Here is a 21,614-nt window from a genome sequence, read left to right as displayed (position 1 = left end):
TAATAGACTGTGAATTATAGAAGGTAAATAGTAAAGCCGGGAATTTTCCCGGCTTTACTATTTATATTGCGATACAATTTTTAATAACTCATCTCCGTATACTTCAATGATTTTTTTTCCTATACCCGGAATTGATAATAATTCTTTGTTACTTGATGGCAAAACATTGGATATACCTATTATGGCTTTTTGTTGTAAAATGGTATAAACCGGCAATTCTTTTGCAGCTGCTTTTTCCTTGCGCCATTTCTGGAGTTGAAAATATAGAGTTGCATTTTTTATATCAGTTGTATTTACGGTACTTTCATCTTCTTTGAGAGAAACTTTTTCGGATTTTTTTCTGGTTATACGAGATGTTTGTTCCATACTAGCCTTCGCTTTAGCTGTTAAATAGCGTATAACACTAAATTCATCCTGGCAAGCTTTTAGTGTTTGAATTTTTATTCTAAACTCTTCAGCCAGACTATCTACCGCGCGGGTTATGCTTTTGCGTGCTTCTTTATTGTCTACTTCTATATGGGAGGCTTTAAGTAATGGAACCGAATATTTTGTGTTTTCGTCTATGAAGTAAGCTATGCCTTTTTGAATACGTTCTTGTATGATTTTATTTTCTTGGTAGTTATTAGGGTATTCTGAAATAAGACGGGTTAGTTGTTGCCGGAAACGCTCACCTACTTCAGTTACATTTGTACGGAATTGTTCTTTTGTTGTGGCATAAAGGTTACACAATTCCGGATATAACTTTTGCAAATAGTGGAAAATTACTTGTGATGCGTACTGTAATCGTAGTTGGATACTTCCAAATAAAAATAACTCAGTTGCTAGTTTTAAGAAGTAATTCCGTTGTGCTTCCTGAAATTGTTTGTTATCAGGGCGTTTTTGATTTATGGATGAAATAAAATCTTGTATGCGATAATCATTTATTATGCCGTTGCGAGTGATCGGATTACTTAAAACCACTCCTTCCAGTGCTTTGCAACGACTTAATGCAACATATACCTGTCCATGCGAGAATGCTGCACCGGCGTCGATAATGGCATGTTCAAATGTCAATCCCTGGCTTTTATGAATTGTAATGGCCCAGGCCGTTTTCAGCGGATATTGACAGAATGTTCCTGAAATAGTCTCCGTTATTTCCTTGGACTCGTTATCTATAGTGTATATTATATTATTCCATTTTTCTTTTTCAACATTGATTTCATGGCCTGACTCGTCTGATACGATTATCTTATTATTGTTGATGAAGACAATTTTTCCGATTTTTCCGTTATAATACCTCCGTCCTGAGGAAGAGTCATTTTTTACAAACATGACCTGAGCGCCACATTTTAATTCTAATGTTTCCTCAGTTGGATAAGAATATGCGGGGAAATCATCTTTTATTTCAGCGGTGAATGTATAAAGTTGCCCGGGTAATTCGTCTAATTTTTTATTATTTATTTGCTGTGCCAGATAATTATGGGTTGTCAGAGTGATATATCCGTCTTTATCTTTGGGCTGAAAATTGGGAATATAGCGTTGGTTTAATAAATTCAATGTATTATCGTCAAAATGATTTTCGCGTATATTATTTAGTAATTGGATAAATGTATCATCATCTTGTCTGTAAACATGTGTCAATTCTATACATAAATAATTGCTTTCAGCAAGAGCCTTGCTATCAAAAAAGAATGTAGATGCGTAATGTTCTTTTAGCAGATTCCATTCCTCTTCTTTAATTACAGGGGCTAGTTGTTGTATATCACCGATAAGAAGTAATTGTATGCCTCCGAAAGGTTTATTGTGATCTTTAAATCTTCTGAGTATATCACTTACAGCATCCAGCAAATCTGCCCTCACCATGCTGATTTCATCTATTACCAATAGGTCAAGGCTACGGATGATGTTTATTTTTTCTTTACTGAATTTGTTTTGTTGTTGATTGGTATTTCCGTTATTATTGGGAATATAAGGACCAAAAGGAAGTTGGAAAAACGAATGGATTGTTACTCCTCCTGCGTTTATGGCAGCAACTCCTGTGGGGGCTACTACAATCATGCGTTTGGGTGAGAGTTCTTTTAACTTTTTCAAGAAAGTGGTTTTTCCTGTTCCTGCCTTGCCTGTAAGAAATAAGTTGGTCCCGGTATACTGGATGAAATTAAGGGCAAGGTCTGATTCTACATTTGTATACATACCGCAATCGGTTTAAGTTTGTCTTACAAATGTATAAATAATATTTCATTTATAATGTTTTATGGAGTTTAAAAAAAGCCGGTTATATAGTCTATGACCGACTTTTTTTTTAGTATCCGGCTTCAGATAATTAAATTTGCTATAAACTGGATAAACAAAATAAGAAAAACCATTGCTATAGGATATACTGTTGCATAAGCAACACTTGGGGCAGTGCTGTCTGCCATCGAATCGGCAGCAGCCAGTCCCGGGGTACTGGTCATACCTCCGGCAATGGTTCCGACTAAATCGAGAATGTTTATTTTAAATACAAAATAACCGAATGTGACAGCTATGATCATCGGTACCATCGTAATTGCAAGACCTACCCCAAATAATGTCCATCCGCTTTCCTGGAAGGTAGATACAAGATTTACTCCTGCAGATGTTCCAACTTCTGCAAGGAATAATAATAACCCCAATTGACGTAACAGGTTATTAGCAGCTCCGGACATAGACCAGATAATTGGTCCCGTTTTCCCAATTGCGCTTAAAACTAAAGCTACCATTAAAATACCTCCTGTTAATCCCGGAGAGAATGAAAAAGAATCGGAAAAAGACAAGTTTAGTTTGCCGAATAATACGCCTAATACGATTCCCGTTGCGATGGGAAAGAAATCGGTGTCAGATAATTTCTTTTCGTCGTTACCAAAAATACGGGTTAATTCTTTTAAATCTTCCTTTTCTCCGGCAACCAGTAGCTTATCTCCGAATTTCAAAACCAGGTCAGGTTCGGGCGACAGGTCTATCCCGCTTCGGCGTACTCGTGTTACTGTACAATTGAAAGTACTTTGTAAATTCAGGTAACCTAAGCTTTTGTTGATAACCTCTTTATTGGTAACCAATAATGATTGTAACTCCTGGGTGCTGCCAAAAGGAAGATCATTCTCAATACGTTCACCTACAAGTATAGCCATTTGCTCAAGTGATTTGTCGTTGCCTACAGCCTTAATCAAGTCACCCTCGTTTAAAATTGTCTGGCCTGCAGGAATACTGGTTTTTCCGTCATGTTTGATACGGGAAACCACTGCTCCTGTCATAGCACGAAGTTGCATCTGTGCCAGACTTTTTCCGAAAATATGTGCATTTGTAATACGAAAAGTGGCAGTATGTAATGGAGGATATTTACTTTTTCGCTGAGCTTCCAGCACTTTTGCTTCTACCATCATGTTTTTACGGAGTATTTTTGGTAATAATTTAATAAATAGAATTACTCCAATAACACCGAAAGGATAAGCAATACCATAAGCTATGGAAGCAGAGGATGACTGCGTACAGTCTATCGCTACGGCCAAACCCGGAGTGCTGGTTAGTGCACCGGCAATCAGTCCGACAAGGCTAGGTGTATCTATTCCAAGGATATATTTGAAGACTAAGCCTGTAAGACTGGCAGAGCCGACTATCAGTAAAGCAAGTATTATTAATGTTTTACCTTTTGATTTGAATGAGTCGAAAAATCCGGGACCCGCTTGTATACCTATTGTGAATATAAACAACACTAGCCCGAAGTTGCCTAATTCTTTGGGGATGATAACTCCGAAATGCCCAAATAATAAAGCGATAAAAATAACGGCAGAAACGTCTAAAGAAAGCCCTTTGATTTGTATTCTGCCCAACATGAATCCGAGTGCAATAATCAGAAACAACGCAAAATAAGAAGATTGAAGCAATGATTCGAACATAATTGTTTGTTTAGATGTACTGTAAATAGTCCGCGAATTTACACTTTTTTGAGTGTACAAGCAATGTCCGGGAGAGATTTCTGTTACCTTTGCACCTCTAAAACATCATTACGTGAGACGATATTTTATTTATTTGGGATATAACGGTAAGAATTTTAATGGCTGGCAGATACAGCCTAATGGTATCACGATTCAGCAATCCATAGAAGGGGCCTTGGCTACACTTCTGCGTAAACCTGTTCCTGTTGTTGGAGCCGGGCGTACCGATGCGGGAGTGCATGCACGTTTAATGGTGGCTCATTTTGATTGGGAAGATGAGATTGCCGATTTGTCTTTTTTAGAGGAAAAACTTAATCGTCTTTTACCAAAGGACATTGCAATTTATCGGATTGTTCCGGTGATCCCCGATGCTCATGCCCGTTTTGATGCTACATCACGGACATATAAGTATTATATTACAACGAAGAAAGACCCGTTTAATTATGATCTGGTTTATAAGATGTCCGGAAAGATTGATTTTGAGCGGATGAATGATGCATGCCGGATTTTATTCGATTATATAGATTTCACCAGCTTTAGTAAATTACATACGAATGTAAAAACAAATAACTGCCGTATTTATGAAGCCGGTTGGCTGCAGGACGGTGATGTGTGGGTCTTTACAATCCGGGCTGACCGTTTTCTTCGCAATATGGTACGTGCAATAGTGGGAACATTGCTGGAAGTAGGACGCGGCAAGTTAACATTGGAAGGTTTCCGTAACGTTATTGAGCAGAAAGATCGTTGTAAAGCAGGAATCTCAGTTCCCGGCCATGCTTTGTTCCTTGTGAATGTGACTTATCCTGAACATCTGTTTAATATTTAATTTACTGTTATGTGGGTTGCATTGGCATTTCTTTCGGCATTCCTTTTAGGTTGTTATGAAGTAAATAAAAAGATTTCATTAAATGGAAATGCCGTAATACCTGTACTGTTTTTCAATACATTGATAAGTAGTATGATATTTGTTCCGTTTATCATACTATCTTTTTATACCAATGTGTTGGACGGGACAATGCTCTATGTTCCTCGTGCTCCGCTGGCAGATCACATAGCTGTATTTATTAAAGCTGTAATTGTTTTGTCTTCATGGATTTCCGGCTATTTTGCTTTAAAACATCTTCCTCTTACTATTACAGGGCCAATCAAAGCCAGTCAACCGGTATTAACGCTGTTGGGAGCTATGCTCATATTTGGAGAACGGCTTAATTTATATCAATGGATTGGCGTATTGCTGTCAATAGCTTCTTTTTATCTTTTATCTTCCTCCGGCAGGAAAGAAGGGATCCGTTTTACTCATAATAAATGGATTTTCTTTACTGTCTTATCCATCATAACCGGGGCTTTGAGCGGATTATATGACAAACATCTGATGCATTCGATGGATGTGATGACCGTACAGGTATGGTTTAATATCTATCAATGCATCATTATGCTATTTATTCTCCTTTTATTGTGGTATCCTCAACGGAAAAAAAGTACTCCCTTTGTTTGGAGATGGAATATTATTTTTATTTCCGTTTTTCTTTGTATTGCCGATTGGGTATACTTTTATGCTTTGAGTTATCCGGATTCTATGATTTCAATAGTTTCTATGGTGCGCCGCAGTAATGTACTTGTTACTTTTGCTGCCGGTGCTATTTTCTTCCACGAAAAGAACTTGAAGAACAAAGCGATCGATTTATTCCTTGTGCTTTTAGGAATGATATTTTTATATTGGGGTACGCGGTAGCTTCCGTTTCTCTCTTCTGTTTTTTTATAAATCTATATATGGAAAGTAGCTCGAAAAGAAATATCTTTACGGCGTAAATCTGTAAGCAGCGTAAAATGCAACAGATTATTAAATAGAATCAGAATATAGTATGAGACATTTATTTATTTCGATATTGTTTTGCGTGTTGGTTGCGGGTGTAAAAGCACAAAATATAGACGCTTTGTTTGTTTCGATGCCGGATCAAAATATCCCCCAATTGGATGATGCCTGGCGTAAAGACCTTGTAGAACTTTATAATTCCGGTAAAGAGGCTAAGCTGAAGAATACAATGAACGGGTATTCCTCTTTATTGAAACTTACGGATAACTATCTTTTACTTCAGGCTACAGAACGCAGTACGGTTGAGATGAAACTTTTGCCTCTTGTTAATATGACAAATATCATTTGCATGGTGACAACAGTGAACGGGCCGGTTGCCGATAGTAAAGTGGAGTTTTTTACAACTGATTGGAAACCTTTGGATACTGCCGATTTGCTGACTCCCGTCTCTCCTGATTGGTTTATCCGCGATAATGCAGATAAAAATAGCGATGCCTTTCGCACCGCTATCTCTCTTTTGGATATGCATCTGATTAAGTATGCACTGGATCCGGATGATTTAACTCTGACTGCAACTTACACAACTCCCCTGTATCTTAATAAAGACGACAGGGAAAAGGTTTTGCCTTTCCTGAAAGAATCTCCGAAAGTATATACTTGGGATAAATCCCACTTTGAATAAGGGGATATTCCAGAAATTCTATCCGGATAAGTTTTAAATATCCCGCACGCAGCGAACGTAGTTGGTACTTGTCTTGGGGATGGTGCGGTTCGTGGAGCCATTGTAGAAATATACAGGCCAGGCGTTACCGGCTTTGCTATCACTGCCCTCAGTGGCTGTCCAGGTGTAGGTGCTGCTACTGAGGGCAGTGAAGCCTCCTTTGCCTATCAGTTGCGGGTGTAGCANGTACGTATTTTTGTGTCATTCTATAGTTTTATTAATATCTTTGCGTTCAATAATCTAATAACGTAAGATATGGAAAGTATAAATTGGTCTGATCTGTCTTTCGGATATATGAAGACGGATTATAATGTAAGATGCTACTACCGGGATGGAAAATGGGGGGAATTGGAAGTTTCTTCTTCAGAGATTATAAACATCCACATGGCAGCTACATGCTTACATTACGGACAGGAATCTTTTGAAGGCTTGAAAGCTTTTAAAGGAAAGGATGGAAAAATCCGCGTATTCCGTATGGATGAAAATGCCAAACGTATGCAGTCTTCAAGCCGTGGCATTAAGATGGCTGAACTTCCGGTTGAGAAATTTGAAGAAGCTATACGTAAAGTTGTCAAATTAAACGAACGCTTTGTTCCGCCCTATGAAAGCGGTGCTGCTTTATATATTCGTCCGCTGATGATAGGTTTGGGTGCCCAGGTCGGAGTAAAACCAGCTCCGGAATATATGTTTATGGTATTTGTTACGCCTGTAGGTCCTTACTTTAAAGGAGGATTCAAGCCTTCAAAAGTATGCATTATGCGTGATTATGACCGTGCTGCGCCTCATGGAACAGGTACGATTAAAGTTGGTGGTAACTATGCCGCTAGTCTGGTAGCCGGCGAAAAAGCAAAAGAACTGGGCTATGCCGCAGTGTTATATCTGGACCCAAAAGAAAAGAAGTATCTGGATGAATGTGGCCCCGCTAACTTCTTTGGTATTCGTGGAAATAGTTATATCACGCCGCAGTCTAATTCTATTCTTCCCTCTATTACAAATAAAAGTTTGCAGCAATTAGCTGAAGATATGGGGCTGAAGGTAGAACGCCGTCCGGTTCCGTTTGATGAAATCGCTACTTTTGAAGAAGCTGCAGAATGTGGAACGGCTGCAGTGATCGCTCCGATTTCTCAGATTGATGATATTGACATGAATAAGTCGTATATAATATCCAAGGATGGTAAGCCTGGTTCTGTTTGCGAAAAGCTTTACAATAAACTTCGTGGTATCCAATACGGTGACGAACCCGATACCTACAACTGGGTTACAACCATTGAATAATATCTTTTAGTAAATAATAGTTGATAAGTGATAGTTTTGAATTAATATTTTATGGTGAAAATTGCTAACTCTGTGTTGCAATATTAAGAAGATTAATTATCTTTGCCACGTTTATAATTTGATACAGTTGCAGGAAATTGTTAACTGTCACTTGTCAACTATTAACTGGAAAAGTGGAAGCATTCTTTAAAACACATAAGTATTTGGTGGAACATTTGCAGGCACCGGTACGTAGAGGATTGATGGATGAAATCAACTGGGATGACCGGTTGATCGGTATTAAGGGTTCCCGCGGTGTAGGCAAAACTACATTTTTGCTGGATTACGCCCGTGAATATTTTGGCGCCGATAATAAAGAATGTCTGTACATAAATTTGAATCATTTTTATTTTACGGAACGTACACTGGTAGATTTTGCTGCTGAGTTTAGAGCAAAAGGAGGTAAGGTGTTGCTTATAGACCAGGTGTTTAAATATTCGGGTTGGTCGAAAGAGCTCCGTTACTGTTATGATAATTTCCTTGATCTTAAAATCGTTTTTTCTGGTTCTTCTGTAATGAGGTTGAAAGAAGAAAATCCCGATTTGTCAGGAAAAGTTGTTTCTTATAATCTGCGTGGTTTTTCCTTCCGTGAGTTTCTGAATTTAATGTCGGGAAATGAATTTCCGGCGTATACTTTTGATGATATCCTGCAAAATCATCAGGATATAGCGAAAAAAATTTGTTCGGTTGCAAAACCGATGGCTTACTTCCAGGATTATTTGCATCATGGTTTTTATCCGTTCTTTTTGGAAAAACGTAATTTTTCGGAGAACCTGTTGAAAACTATGAATATGATGTTGGAGGTAGATGTCTTGTATATAAAACAAATAGAACAAAGCTATTTGCCAAAACTGCGTAAACTGCTTTATTTGTTGGCAACAAGTGCTCCCTGCACTCCTAATGTGAGTCAGTTGAGTAAAGATATTGAAACGTCACGTGCAACGGTAATGAATTATATAAAATACCTGACAGATGCCCGTTTGATGAATATGCTCTACCCTGTGGGAGAATCGTTCCCGAAGAAGCCGGCTAAGGTATATATGTATAATTCGAATCTGATGTACCCGATTCGTCCTATGGAGGTGAATATGGGGGCTGTGCGGGAATCCTTCTTCTATAATCAGTTGTTGAAGGACAATACTTTAAATGAAGGAGTGAAAAATACTCACTTTTTAGTGAATTCTAAATATAATTTCCGGATTGAAGAAAACATGAAAGTGAGAAACAATCCTGATTTATATTATGCTGTTGATAAGACTGAAGTAGGGGATGGAAACATGATTCCGCTTTGGTTGTTCGGTTTTTTATACTAATTTGAACTAACGAGATTCTTTATTAAATACTAATAGTTTATAGGTCTATGACAAAACAGAAGAAATTTTTAACCTGTGATGGTAATCAGGCTGCTGCACATATCTCTTATATGTTTAGCGAAGTAGCTGCTATTTACCCAATCACACCATCGTCTACAATGGCTGAGTATGTGGACGAATGGGCGGCTGCCGGACGTAAGAATATTTTCGGCGAAACTGTTATGGTACAGGAAATGCAATCTGAAGGTGGTGCTGCCGGTGCCCTTCACGGTTCATTGCAGGCTGGTGCTCTGACTACAACTTACACTGCTTCTCAGGGTTTGTTGTTGATGATTCCTAACATGTACAAGATTGCTGGAGAATTGCTTCCATGCGTATTCCATGTATCTGCCCGTACACTGGCTTCACATGCTTTGTGTATTTTTGGCGATCATCAGGATGTAATGTCTGCGCGTCAGACAGGTTTCGCTATGCTGGCTGAAGGCTCTGTACAGGAAGTTATGGATCTGGCAGGTGTTGCCCACTTGGCTACAATCAAATCTCGTGTTCCTTTCATGAACTTCTTCGATGGTTTCCGTACTTCTCATGAAATCCAGAAGATCGAGGCTTTGGAAAATGAAGATCTGGCTCCGCTGATCGATCAGAAGGCTTTGGCCGAATTCCGTGCTCGTGCTTTGAATCCTGAAAATCCGGTTGCACGTGGTATGGCTGAAAATCCGGATCATTTCTTCCAACATAGAGAATCAAGTAATTCTTACTATGAAGCCGTTCCTGCTATTGTAGAGGAATATATGAATGAAATAGCTAAGATTACAGGTCGTAAATATGGTTTGTTCGATTACTACGGAGCCGAAGATGCAGAACGCGTAATTATCGCAATGGGTTCTGTAACGGAAGCTGCTCGCGAAGCTATCGATTATCTTGTAGCTAAAGGTGAAAAGGTTGGTTTGGTTTCAGTTCACTTATACCGTCCGTTCTCTGCTAAACATTTCTTGGCTGCTATGCCAAAGACTGTTAAACGCATTGCGGTTCTGGACCGTACAAAAGAGCCGGGAGCAAATGGCGAACCGTTGTATCTGGACGTAAAAGACTGCTATTACGGTGTTGAAAATGCTCCGGTTATTGTTGGCGGCCGTTATGGTTTAGGATCAAAAGATACTACTCCTTCCCAGATCATTTCCGTATATGAAAATTTGGCATTACCGATGCCGAAGAACCAGTTTACAATTGGTATAGTTGATGATATCACATTCACCTCTCTCCCTCAGAGAGAAGAAATCGCTTTAGGTGGCGAAGGCATGTTCGAAGCTAAGTTCTACGGTTTAGGTGCTGATGGTACAGTTGGTGCAAACAAGAACTCGGTTAAGATCATCGGTGATAATACAAACAAATATTGCCAGGCATATTTTGCTTATGACTCTAAGAAATCAGGAGGCTTTACTTGTTCTCACCTGCGTTTTGGCGATCATCCGATCCGTTCGACTTACTTGGTAAATACGCCGAATTTCGTAGCTTGTCACGTTCAGGCTTACCTGCGTATGTATGACGTAACGCGTGGTTTGCGTGAAAACGGTACATTCTTGTTGAATACAGTGTGGAACGGTGAAGAACTGGCTAAACATTTACCCAATAAGGTAAAACGCTATTTTGCTCAAAAGAATATTACCGTTTACTATATCAATGCCACGCAGATTGCATTGGAAATAGGTTTGGGTAACCGTACAAATACAATCCTTCAGTCTGCATTCTTCCGTATTACAGGTGTAATACCTGTTGATCTGGCTGTAGAACAGATGAAAAAATTCATCATGAAGTCTTACGGCAAGAAGGGCGAAGAAATTGTAAATAAGAACTATTCTGCTGTAGATCGTGGTGGTGAATATCAGAAACTGTTCGTTGATCCGGCTTGGGCTGCCCTGCCAGATGATGAAGAAGTGACAAATAATGATCCGGCATTTATTAACGAAGTAGTTCGCCCGATTAATGCCCAGGATGGTGACTTATTGAAAGTATCGGCTTTCAAGGGTATCGAAGATGGTACTTGGCATCAGGGTACTGCTAAATATGAAAAACGTGGTGTGGCTGCATTTGTTCCGGTATGGAATGACGCAAACTGTATTCAGTGTAACCAGTGTGCTTATGTGTGTCCTCACGCTTCAATCCGTCCGTTTGTATTGGATGACGAAGAACAGAAAGGTGCAAACTTCCCGATGTTGGATGTAAAGGCTCCGGCTACTATGAAGGGTATGAAGTTCCGTATTCAGGTCTCAGTTCTTGACTGTTTGGGTTGTGGTAACTGTGCCGATGTTTGTCCGGGCTTCAAGGGTAATAAAGCATTGTCAATGGTTTCTTTGGAATCTCAATTGGCAGAAGCTCCTAACTGGGAATACTGCGTTGAAAATGTGAAGAGCAAACAACATTTGGTAGATGTGAAGATGAATGTAAAGAATTCTCAGTTCGCTACTCCGTTGTTTGAATTCTCCGGTGCTTGTTCAGGTTGTGGTGAAACTCCATACGTAAAACTGATTACTCAGTTGTTCGGTGACCGTGAAATGGTTGCTAATGCTACCGGATGTTCTTCTATCTATTCAGGTTCAGTTCCTTCAACTCCGTATACTCTGAATGAAAAAGGACAGGGCCCGGCTTGGGCTAACTCATTGTTCGAAGACTTTTGCGAATTTGGCCTGGGTATGGAATTGGCTAACGAAAAGATGCGTGAACGCCTGGCTAACCTGATGAATAAGATCGTTGCAGGCGAACATGCTCCGGCTGAAGCTAAAGAAGCTGCAGCTGCATGGATTGCAAACATGAACGATGCAGACAAGACTAAGGAACTGGCTCCGCAGATTATGGCATTTGTTGAGCAGGGAATTGCCGAAGGTTGCCCGGTTTGTGCTCAGATCAAGGAAATGTCTCACTTCCTGGTAAAACGTTCACAGTGGATTATCGGTGGCGACGGTGCTTCTTATGATATCGGTTACGGTGGTTTGGATCATGTAATTGCTTCCGGCAAGAATGTTAATATCCTTGTTTTGGATACCGAAGTATATTCTAACACTGGTGGCCAGTCTTCAAAAGCTACTCCGGTAGGTGCAATTGCCAAATTTGCTGCTTCCGGTAAGAGAGTACGTAAGAAAGACCTCGGTCTGATGGCTACTACTTACGGTTATGTATATGTTGCACAGATTGCTATGGGTGCCGACCAAGCTCAGACATTGAAAGCTATCCGCGAAGCTGAAGCATACGACGGTCCTTCTTTGATTATTGCTTATGCACCATGTATTAACCACGGTTTGAAAGCTGGTATGGGTAAATCTCAGGCTGAAGAAAAAGAAGCTGTAGGATGTGGTTACTGGCATTTGTGGCGTTACAATCCTGCTCTTGAAGCAGAAGGTAAGAATCCGTTTACACTTGATTCTAAGGAACCCGAATGGGCTAAGTTCCAGGGCTTCCTGAAGAGTGAAGTACGTTTTGCTTCCTTGATGAAACAGTATCCGACAGAAGCTGCCGAGCTGTATCAGGCTGCCGAAGACAATGCTAGATGGCGTTATAACAACTACAAGCGTTTGGCTAATCAGCAGTGGGGTGTTGAATAATTGAATATATTATTCATTAAATAAAATAAGAGAGACTGTCTGACGACAAATAGTCAGGCAGTCTCTTTTTTTTGTTGCCTACCCTTTCTTTGTAGGTTGCCTATCCTGTTTAATTTAGTTGCCTACCCAAATACTGTCAGATACCAAATTTTACTTATTAGTGTTCATATTCGACGAATTTTATTCTCTATCTTTGTTATTAAATTAATAGGTAAAAAGATTTTAAGTTATGATTAAGGCTGTATTTTTTGATATTGACGGAACATTGGTTAGTTTTAAGACTCATGTTGTACCCCAGTCTACGATTCATGCACTTGACTTATTGAGGAAAAGAGGGATAAAAGTGTTTATTGCAACCGGCCGTCATTTAAGCTCTATCAATAATCTGGGAAATTTGGAATTTGATGGTTATGTTACTTTGAACGGAGGATATGTTCTGGCGGGAAAGAATGATGTGGTTTATAAACATAGTATTCCGGATAAGGATATAGAATCTTTGGTTCGTTATCAGGAGAAAGAAGGCTCATTTCCATGTGCCTTTGTTATGGAAAATGAAATTTTTATGAACTATACGGATAAGGCAGTTAAGGATGTTTTCCGTTTATTAAACTTTCCGTCGCCTCCTATTCGTCCGGTAGCAGACGTTTACGGCAATACTGTTTATCAACTAATTGCGTTTTTTACTGCAGAACAGGAAAAACGGATTATGTCTATCTTGTCACATTGCGAGTCTACCCGTTGGAATCCTTTATTTACGGATATAGTTCCTGCCGGAAGTAATAAGGGGATAGGAATAGATAAGATGTTGGAACATTTCCGGATCAATCTGGATGAGTGTATGGCTTTTGGTGACGGAGGGAATGATATTGCCATGTTAAAACATGCAGGAATGGGGGTTGCGATGGGTAATGCGGCCGAAGATGTAATGAAATCTGCAGATTATGTAACCACTTCGGTGGATAATAATGGCATTTATAATGCATTAAAGCATTTCAACATTATTTGACCTGAATTGTTATTCAAATAAAGGGGGAATTATGATAGACGAATTAGTTCAGTTTAATCGCGGGTTCGTGAAAAACAAAGGGTATGAAAAGTATATAACAACCAAATTTCCTGATAAGAAGATTGCTATTGTATCTTGTATGGATACCCGTCTGACCGAACTGCTTCCGGCGGCCTTAGGCTTGAAAAACGGAGATGTTAAGGTGATCAAGAATGCCGGTGCTATTATATCGCACCCGTTCGGTAGTGTGATCCGTAGCTTATTGGTTGCTATTTATGAGCTGGGTGTGGAGGAGATTATGATTATTGGTCATACTGATTGCGGAGCCAAACATATGAATAGTGCTGAGTTGATTGAGAAAATGAAAGCACGCGGAATACCTCAGGACCATATAGATATGATGCGCTATTGCGGTATCGATTTCGAATCGTGGTTGCATGGGTTTCATACATCCGAAGAGTCTGTTCATGAAACTGTAGAGCAAATATATAAACATCCCCTGATACCGAAGGATATCGTGGTAAGAGGGTTTGTAATTGATTCAATAACAGGAGAATTGACGCCTGTGGAATGAATGAATATTCAATAGAATGCAGGCTTTTTAAAGGCTAAAAAAATGAAAAACGAAATAAATTATTATGTTGTACAACATTTTATCGGAAAAAATGGTTATCTTTGTAGCGTACTAAAGAAAAAGATTGTATAGGACGTGTATTATTAACCCAAGCTTTCCAAGCGTGGAAAGTATAAATTAAAATGATTATGATGATGAGAGAAAATGAAAAAAGCTTACGTGCTTTAGCGATGTTGCGTTATCAGGCAGACCGTTATCAGGCTGTTGGAAATGGTTCAATGTGTCAACGGGTAAATGCTGAAATTCGTCGTCTTATGGACGAAATGAACGCAAGTGCAGTAAAGAATTAATTAATACTGCAATTTATTTGAATTAAACAATACTTTAAATATCCTCACCTCCGTATAAAACGGGATGGTGAGTTCGAAAAAAGGAATGATCCGGCTTTCTACGCTGCCAAAGAGCGATGGAAAGCCTTTTTTGTTTTCAATGAAACCTTTATCTTTGCAACCAGAGCTGAAAACTATTTCTATAAATAAACTCAGAAACACGACGAGATGAATAAATCAGGATTTCTTTTAGTATCATTGTTTTTAAGTACTGCCCTGTGGGCACAATCTCCCCAACAAAAAGGTTTGGATGTAATAAATCAGGCAACTGCCGAAGCTCATATCGGCTTCCTGGCTAGTGATGAGCTGCAGGGACGCGAAGCCGGTTTCCCCGGTGGGCGGATAGCTGCAGAATATATAGTTGCTAATTTAAAATCTTTAGGGATAGAACCATTAGGCGATTCATATTATCATCCGTTTGAAGCTTATCATGTAGAACGACAAAAGAATGGCCGTTGGCAGGTCCATCCTGATTCTATTTCCAAACTGAAGAAAGGGGTACATCAAAAGCTGGCAATGAATAATATTATAGGGAAGATAGAAGGAAAGAACCCAAATGAATACGTGATAGTAGGGGCTCATTATGATCATTTGGGTATTGACCCGATGCTAGCCGGCGATCAGATATATAATGGGGCGGACGATAACGCTTCGGGCGTTTCTGCCGTATTACAGATTGCGCGTGCTTTTCAGGCTACAGGCGAAAAACCGGAACGAACAGTTCTTTTTACTTTTTGGGATGGAGAGGAAAAGGGGTTACTCGGGTCTAAAGCCTTTGCCCAGTCTTTCCCTGAAATTAGTAAAGTAAAAGGATATCTGAATTTTGATATGATAGGCCGTAATCATATAGAAGAGCGCCCTTCCTATTTTGTTTATTTCTATACAGAGTCGCATCCTGCTTTTGGCAAATGGTTGAAAAACGACATTAAACAGTATAATCTGAATCTGGATCCGGATTACCGTCCGTGGGATAATCCGACGGGTGGGAGCGATAATGGGACTTTTGCTAAATTAGGTATTCCTATTATCTGGTATCATACGGATGGGCATCCTGATTATCATTTACCGGGTGATGAAGCTTCAAAAATTAATTGGGACAAAGTAGTCAATATCACAAAAGCCTCTTTCCTGAATATGTGGAATATGGCAAATGAAAAAAGTTTTTAAGAAGATAAGAAAAGGCTATCTCCATTGTGGAGATAGCCTTTTCTAGTATATGATTTAAACGAAGTTTATTTCTTCATTTCCCACCACAGAGGATTATTGGTGTCATTTACACCGCCGAGTAATTGCATAGCCTGGTCGTAACTATCTTTACTGTTCGTTTCTAAGCTAGATGGGTAACGCATCCGTTTTGGATAAAATTCCCACTTACATTCTTTTGCTGTACCTCTGGTCAATGGCACTTCATGTGCTGTTGGATTGTAATCTATTTCTACTGCCTGGTTTTCGAAGAAAGGTAATCCCAAACGACGATGGTCAGACCAAGCTTCCAGAGGCAACCATGGATTCTGAGCGATATATTTTTGTGTGATAATCTTCGTCAGATGATCATTGTTATACTGTCCGTTTTTGTAGATAGAATTCTTCGGATAAGTATAAGTCATAGTCTTTGCTTCACCGGTATAACCGTCATAATAGGTTACTTCATGCGGAGTAGCTTCTGCCGTATGATTAAATGCAACAGACGTACCTACGCGGTTATAGTCTGTAGATTTCAGATAATCGCCAAGAAATTGGGATACTTCATTGTATTCGAAGTTTGCAGCAATCCCCGATTCATAATTAGACTGGGCTGTTCCGGGAACACTCCATCCGTATACAGCTGCTTCTGCCAATAAGAAGTACGTTTCCCACGGAGCAAACCAAACACGTTTGTTGGTGCTCATGCGGAATTTTTTGGCAATTGAAGGATAGTTCTTCGAAGCACCGGTCAGTTCTGTTGATAAACTGGATTTTTTATCCCATTTACCGGCAACCCACGTATTCCATGTATACTTAACGGTTAACTTCATATAATCCTTATTGTTTTTGTCAACAAGTTCTCCTGTTGCCGGATCTGCCAAACGGGCAGTTGTTGCAGGTTCTCCGATATAATCGGAATAAATAACATTGTCTTTATATCCCGGAATGTTATACAGTGTAAGTGCGCGCGGGTCGATTTTGTCGGGTAAACCGTCATAAAAGAAACCGGCGCTCGGATCATTCGTAGAAGTTGGTAAATGCTTATCAAAGCGTAATCCCATATACTTCGTGGCGCTTTTGATCTTCACATCGTTTTTGATCTCATCAGCAACCTGAATATCGATACCCCCTAAGCCAAGGAAGATGTTATTCATAGTAGCCGATATAGGTTGCGGGTTCCATGTACGGGACATAACACCGGCAGCACCATCCCATCCGTCTTTTTCCTGTACCTGAGCCATGTCGTTCAATGTAGTGATCAGATCGCCTTTAGCTGCGTTTTCAAATTCACTTTTGGCTAAAGCTGGGTTGGCTACGGTCAAGCGCATAGCCAAACGTAAGCGTAAAGAATTGCCGTATTTTTTCCATTTCTTCATGTCTCCTTCATAGAACTGGTCCGAAACGTTATTGGCTCCCGTAATCGGAGACATATCTTCGGCTTCATCTATTTTTGATACGGCATCTTTCAGCTCTGCTAAGATAAATGTATAGATTTCTTCTACACTTTGGTAAGGGGCAACACTTCCATCAAATTTATTGATTGTCGGAATCGGGCCGAAGCAATCTGCCAACTCTGAAATCAGATAAGCACGCCAGATACGGGCCATTTGATATACGTTTTTTTCGTATGACTTAGCTGTTCCGTCTGCAATGCGTTTTTCGGCGAGGTTAATAGCTGCATTTACATTGTTTAACCAACCAACACCGTAGCCTGTCCCAAAATAGTCATTATTCCAACCTTCGTTATCTGCACCAATAGTAAAACCACTGGAACGGTCAAAACGAGCAGCACGTTTCCATGTCAATACGAATATACGTTCTGCAATATGGGGGTCCATTTGTGCTTCAGTTATCGATTTGTTTAGCAAGTGAGCAACCTGCACATTGTCTTCGCTTACGGCGTTAGGGTCTTTGTTTATCTCTTCAAAGTCGCTGCATGCTGTGAATAACAGTGCTGCCGAAGAAGCAAGACCTATCATTATTTTATTAAATGTCTTCATACTTTAATTTTCCTTTCAATTAGAAACCAACTGTAACATTAAATGTATATGAGCGGGAAGTAGGAGCCGCGCCCAATTCAATACCGGTAGCATTGGTATTTGTTGTCGACACCGATTCAGGGTCAATACCTTCTAAGTGGCTTGCAATCATCCACAGGTTGTTTGCTGTGAAAGATAAACGCAAACGTTCCAGCGGTGTTTTTGCCAATAACTTCTTGTCGAACGTGTAGCCTAGCGTTAAGTTACGAAGGCGAACGTTTGTTGCGTCATAAAGGAATGCTTCTCCAACACCCAGGTTGCCTGTACCAACACGTTGCCAATATAACTGAGGAGTAACAGATGTGTTATTTGCTGTATAGCCATCTCCGGAAGCTGTAACAGAATTCGGTACAACAAATTCTTCACGAGCACCGTTTATGACTGTTCCTGCTGCCGAACCATTGTAATACATTTTAGCTGTTGTAGCCGAATAGATTTTACCACCGATACGCGCGTCAATCAAGAAGCTCAAAGAGATATTCTTATAATTGAATGTGTTGGTGATACCAAGCATACATTTAGGTTGCTGGTTTCCTAAATACTGCAGATCAGAAGTCAACAAAGGTAAACCTTGTGCGTCCACAATAATTTTGCCTGCGTCAGCACCACTTTCCACACGTTGGAATTTCTTACCGTATATATCACCGTACATACCGCCGGTATGGGCTACTACTTTTACTTCGTCATTGAAAGAGCCGTCGGATAATCCCATTTCTTTGATACCTTCGTACAGGTCGATAACTTTATTGCGGTTGAATGATAAGTTAGCAGTTATGTTCCAGCTAAAACCTTTCGGGTTCTGGAAGATATCTGCATAAGCCATAAGTTCCACACCTGAGTTCTGAATGTTACCGGCATTGATCTTTTTGCTTGAATAGCCGGAGAACGGGTCTAGCGGTAAATCCAACAACTGGCGGGTAGCGTTACTCTTATACCACGCGAAGTCAATACCTAAGCGGTTGTTGAGGAATTTCAAATCAACACCGGCTTCCCATGACTTAATTAACTCTGAGCGTACATCCGGATTAAAAAGTACACTTCCCGGACTGGCAACCGGATTTCCGTATGGGTCTTTGCTCATTGAATATACTGTATACAGTTGATATGGATCCAAGTCATTACCCACTTCTGCAAAAGAGGCACGTACTTTAGCGAATGTCATCCATTCTGGTAAAGAGCCTCCGTTCTTTTGAACCATATCCGATATTACGGCAGATAAGCTAACAGATGGGTAAAAATAGGAACGGTTTACCTTGCTCATGGTAGACGACCAGTCGTTACGAGCCGTGATGTCCAAGAACATCCAACCGTCATAATTGATCTGGAATGAACCGTATAATGAATTCATTTTGCGTTGCGTCAAAGTATATTCAAGTCCCATCTTATTTTTGTCAACAGCATTGTTGATGGAGAATAGGTTCGGGATCAGTAAGTCGCCGGTAGAGATTTTTTCTACGGATCTTTTTTGTATCATTAAGTTACCACCAAATGTTACAAAACCACCGAATTTACCGAGCAGATTGTCTTTTTGAGCTGTAGTCAGGAAACTGAAGTTGTTTTCGTAGAATGTTTCAGAACCTTCAGAATAATTACCTTTAGGAGTAACATTTCCTCCTGCATATAGTTTGCTGGTTGTAGTTGTTGTATAGTAGTCCGTACCACCTTTTAATTCAACGTTCCACCAGTCAAAAATCTTATAAGACAAAGACATCGTACCCAGGAAACGGTTACGTGTATCTTCATTTGTTCTGTACTGTTTTGTCCAGTATGGGTTTTCCTGCGGTGTACTTTCCGTATCCCACCAAATCATATTGCCGTCTTCGTCCAAACAGTTTTTCAGATCGAGGATATTGATTGAACGAGGTAAGTTGTAGATAGTGCTGAATGCATTTGACTGGTTGATACCTTGGAGAGGACGGTTATGTCCGATGTTGTTCAGGTAGTTAACCTTTCCATCCAGTTTCCAGCGTTTGTCCGGTCCGAACTCCATCGTACCGCGCAAGTTAATAGAAGTCTTGCTCAGTTTTGCACCCGGAACAATACCTTTGTCGTCAGAACGATTGATAGAAGCGAATACCGAAGTACCTTCGTTTGCCTGCTGGAAAGAAATACCTTCGTTAAATGATACACCTGTATCGAAATAATTACCAACGTTGTCATAAGTATACATCGGTACATTTTTACCATTCCAACTATCGATATTTACAGAGCCGTCGGCTATAGGACCCCAGCTGAAACGTGATTTCACATCATAAATGCCGGTTGATCCTTGTCCGTAAGAATTTTGGATGTCTGGCTGCATAAACATAGTTTCGGCAGTTACTCCTGCATTAACAGTGATACCCAGTCCTGACTGTTTTTTACCGGATTTAGTGGTGATCAAAATAACACCGTTACCGGCACGGGAACCGTAAAGAGCTGCTGCAGAAGCACCTTTCAATACGTTCATCGATTCGATGTCTTCCGGATTAATATCGGAAAGACCGTTACCCATGTCTGGTCCTTTGTTACCCCATGCATCGGCAACACCACCCTGAAAGTTATCCATAGGTATACCGTCAATTACGATCAAAGGTTGGTTTGTTCCTGTGATAGAATTGTTACCACGAAGAACAATTTTGGAAGAAGCACCCGGACCACCGGAAGAACGAACAACCTGCAAACCGGAAACTTTACCGGATAAGGCGTTGGTCACATTGCTTTCGCGAGAATCCAGGATAGCGTCACCTTTCAATTCTTGCGTAGCATATCCCAATGCTTTCTTTTCACGTTTGATACCTAAAGCAGTAACAACTACTTCATCCAGTTTCTGAGTGTCTTCCGCCAGATTGATTATTCCCAAAGGCTGGCCGTTGTAAGTGATTTCCTGACTTGTGTAACCAATGAAAGATATCTGGATGACATCTCCTTTTTTTACACCTTCCAATGTGAAATTACCGTCAAAGTCGGTAATGGTTCCATTGGTTGTTCCTTTTACAACTACAGATGCTCCGGTAACAGGACCTAATGCATCTTCTACTGTACCTGTAACTTTTCCCGATTGTTGGGAAATGTTGGTACTTTGCTTAACAGGTGCAAGGTCTGCATAGGCGTTTCCTGAGAAACACAAAGCACCTGCAAATAGAATTAAGCTGACAGGTTTAAAGTTTTTCAACATAACTGATGGTTTTATTTAAATAAATAGACATTGTCTTGGCGAAACAAAAGTCTGTTATTTGTTCGATAAAAAGGAAGAGCCAGTTAGATTATGCGTTTAAGAGTGTTATTTGTTTTATCATAGTACTAAAAGAACTCTGCTCATTTTATATTCGTGGCAAATATATGAAATATTTATTTCACTGTGTTATTTTTCTTAAAAAAAATATGGGAAGCCTTCAATTTTAACATAGCTAGTTTCTTCATTATTGAAGTGTTATGTTAAAATGTTTATTATTCAGTGATTGTTGATTTGTTATAGATTTTAAGAATATATACAGGTTTCTACTGTTGTTATGACAATAACAGTTATACCATTATAAAGCTGATTTTGATATTAGAAATGTGTGTTATAAAAATGTCGTTTTTAAACTAATTATTCGGGCGGTAACATCATAGTAGACCGGAATACCTTCGTAATAAGTATATCTTCCGCCGGAGCCAAGCCGAACACCCAGGTAGCGGATTTATCAAAAAATTTCATCGTGATGATTTTTTCAATTCATAGTTATGATTTCTAAAAGTCATAACTATGAA

14 protein-coding genes are annotated in these 21,614 nt (G+C 39.8%); 10 read left to right on the top strand and 4 right to left on the bottom strand.

Annotated elements, in window-relative coordinates; all coding sequences use genetic code 11:
- Positions 1-57: 57 nt before the first annotated feature.
- Entirely contained in the window at positions 58-2,172 is a 2,115-nt protein-coding gene (locus CTY47_RS14515) for an HRDC domain-containing protein (protein ID WP_099465494.1), read from the bottom strand.
- 122 nt (positions 2,173-2,294) lie between these two features.
- On the bottom strand, positions 2,295-3,893 hold the full coding sequence (locus CTY47_RS14510; RefSeq protein ID WP_099465493.1) for an aspartate:alanine exchanger family transporter: 1,599 nt from the start codon (positions 3,891-3,893) through the stop codon (positions 2,295-2,297).
- A 112-nt stretch (positions 3,894-4,005) separates the two neighbouring features.
- On the opposite strand from CTY47_RS14510, the gene truA reads away from it, so the two are divergent.
- The 10 genes from truA to CTY47_RS14460 all read left to right on the top strand — a co-directional run bounded on the left by truA (position 4,006) and on the right by CTY47_RS14460 (position 15,825).
- Positions 4,006-4,758 carry a tRNA pseudouridine(38-40) synthase TruA gene (gene truA, locus CTY47_RS14505; protein ID WP_099465492.1) on the top strand — a complete coding sequence of 251 codons (753 nt, stop codon included), beginning with the start codon at positions 4,006-4,008 and terminating at the stop codon, positions 4,756-4,758.
- A 9-nt stretch (positions 4,759-4,767) separates the two neighbouring features.
- Positions 4,768-5,664: a DMT family transporter gene (locus CTY47_RS14500; RefSeq protein ID WP_099465491.1), complete on the top strand. Its 897-nt coding sequence runs from the start codon at positions 4,768-4,770 to the stop codon at positions 5,662-5,664.
- Positions 5,665-5,794: 130 nt separating this feature from the next.
- Positions 5,795-6,427: a DUF3256 family protein gene (locus CTY47_RS14495; protein WP_099465490.1), complete on the top strand. Its 633-nt coding sequence runs from the start codon at positions 5,795-5,797 to the stop codon at positions 6,425-6,427.
- Positions 6,428-6,721: 294 nt separating this feature from the next.
- Complete coding sequence (locus CTY47_RS14490; protein ID WP_099465489.1) at positions 6,722-7,741, top strand: branched-chain amino acid aminotransferase; 1,020 nt, start codon at positions 6,722-6,724, stop codon at positions 7,739-7,741.
- Positions 7,742-7,914: 173 nt separating this feature from the next.
- Positions 7,915-9,093: an ATP-binding protein gene (locus tag CTY47_RS14485; protein ID WP_099465488.1), complete on the top strand. Its 1,179-nt coding sequence runs from the start codon at positions 7,915-7,917 to the stop codon at positions 9,091-9,093.
- Positions 9,094-9,140: 47 nt separating this feature from the next.
- Positions 9,141-12,689: a pyruvate:ferredoxin (flavodoxin) oxidoreductase gene (gene nifJ / locus CTY47_RS14480; RefSeq protein ID WP_099465487.1), complete on the top strand. Its 3,549-nt coding sequence runs from the start codon at positions 9,141-9,143 to the stop codon at positions 12,687-12,689.
- Positions 12,690-12,918: 229 nt separating this feature from the next.
- Positions 12,919-13,695: a Cof-type HAD-IIB family hydrolase gene (locus CTY47_RS14475; protein WP_099465486.1), complete on the top strand. Its 777-nt coding sequence runs from the start codon at positions 12,919-12,921 to the stop codon at positions 13,693-13,695.
- 31 nt (positions 13,696-13,726) lie between these two features.
- Positions 13,727-14,269, top strand: coding sequence for a beta-class carbonic anhydrase (locus CTY47_RS14470; protein ID WP_099465485.1), 543 nt, complete (start codon positions 13,727-13,729; stop codon positions 14,267-14,269).
- Positions 14,270-14,457: 188 nt separating this feature from the next.
- Positions 14,458-14,619: a hypothetical protein gene (locus tag CTY47_RS17150; protein WP_199163433.1), complete on the top strand. Its 162-nt coding sequence runs from the start codon at positions 14,458-14,460 to the stop codon at positions 14,617-14,619.
- Between the two features lie 207 nt (positions 14,620-14,826).
- Positions 14,827-15,825, top strand: coding sequence for a M20/M25/M40 family metallo-hydrolase (locus CTY47_RS14460; protein WP_099465483.1), 999 nt, complete (start codon positions 14,827-14,829; stop codon positions 15,823-15,825).
- Positions 15,826-15,890: 65 nt separating this feature from the next.
- Here CTY47_RS14460 and CTY47_RS14455 read toward each other — a convergent pair whose 3' ends face one another.
- Complete coding sequence (locus CTY47_RS14455) at positions 15,891-17,843, bottom strand: SusD/RagB family nutrient-binding outer membrane lipoprotein (RefSeq protein ID WP_099465482.1); 1,953 nt, start codon at positions 17,841-17,843, stop codon at positions 15,891-15,893.
- A gap of 19 nt (positions 17,844-17,862) precedes the next feature.
- Positions 17,863-21,039, bottom strand: coding sequence for a SusC/RagA family TonB-linked outer membrane protein (locus tag CTY47_RS14450; protein ID WP_099465481.1), 3,177 nt, complete (start codon positions 21,037-21,039; stop codon positions 17,863-17,865).
- Positions 21,040-21,614 lie beyond the last annotated feature (575 nt).

This window comes from Parabacteroides provencensis (assembly GCF_900232875.1).
Taxonomy (GTDB): domain Bacteria; phylum Bacteroidota; class Bacteroidia; order Bacteroidales; family Tannerellaceae; genus Parabacteroides; species Parabacteroides chinchillae.
The sequence above is the reverse complement of the archived record's forward strand: the minus strand, read 5'-3'. Positions and strand labels throughout refer to the sequence as shown.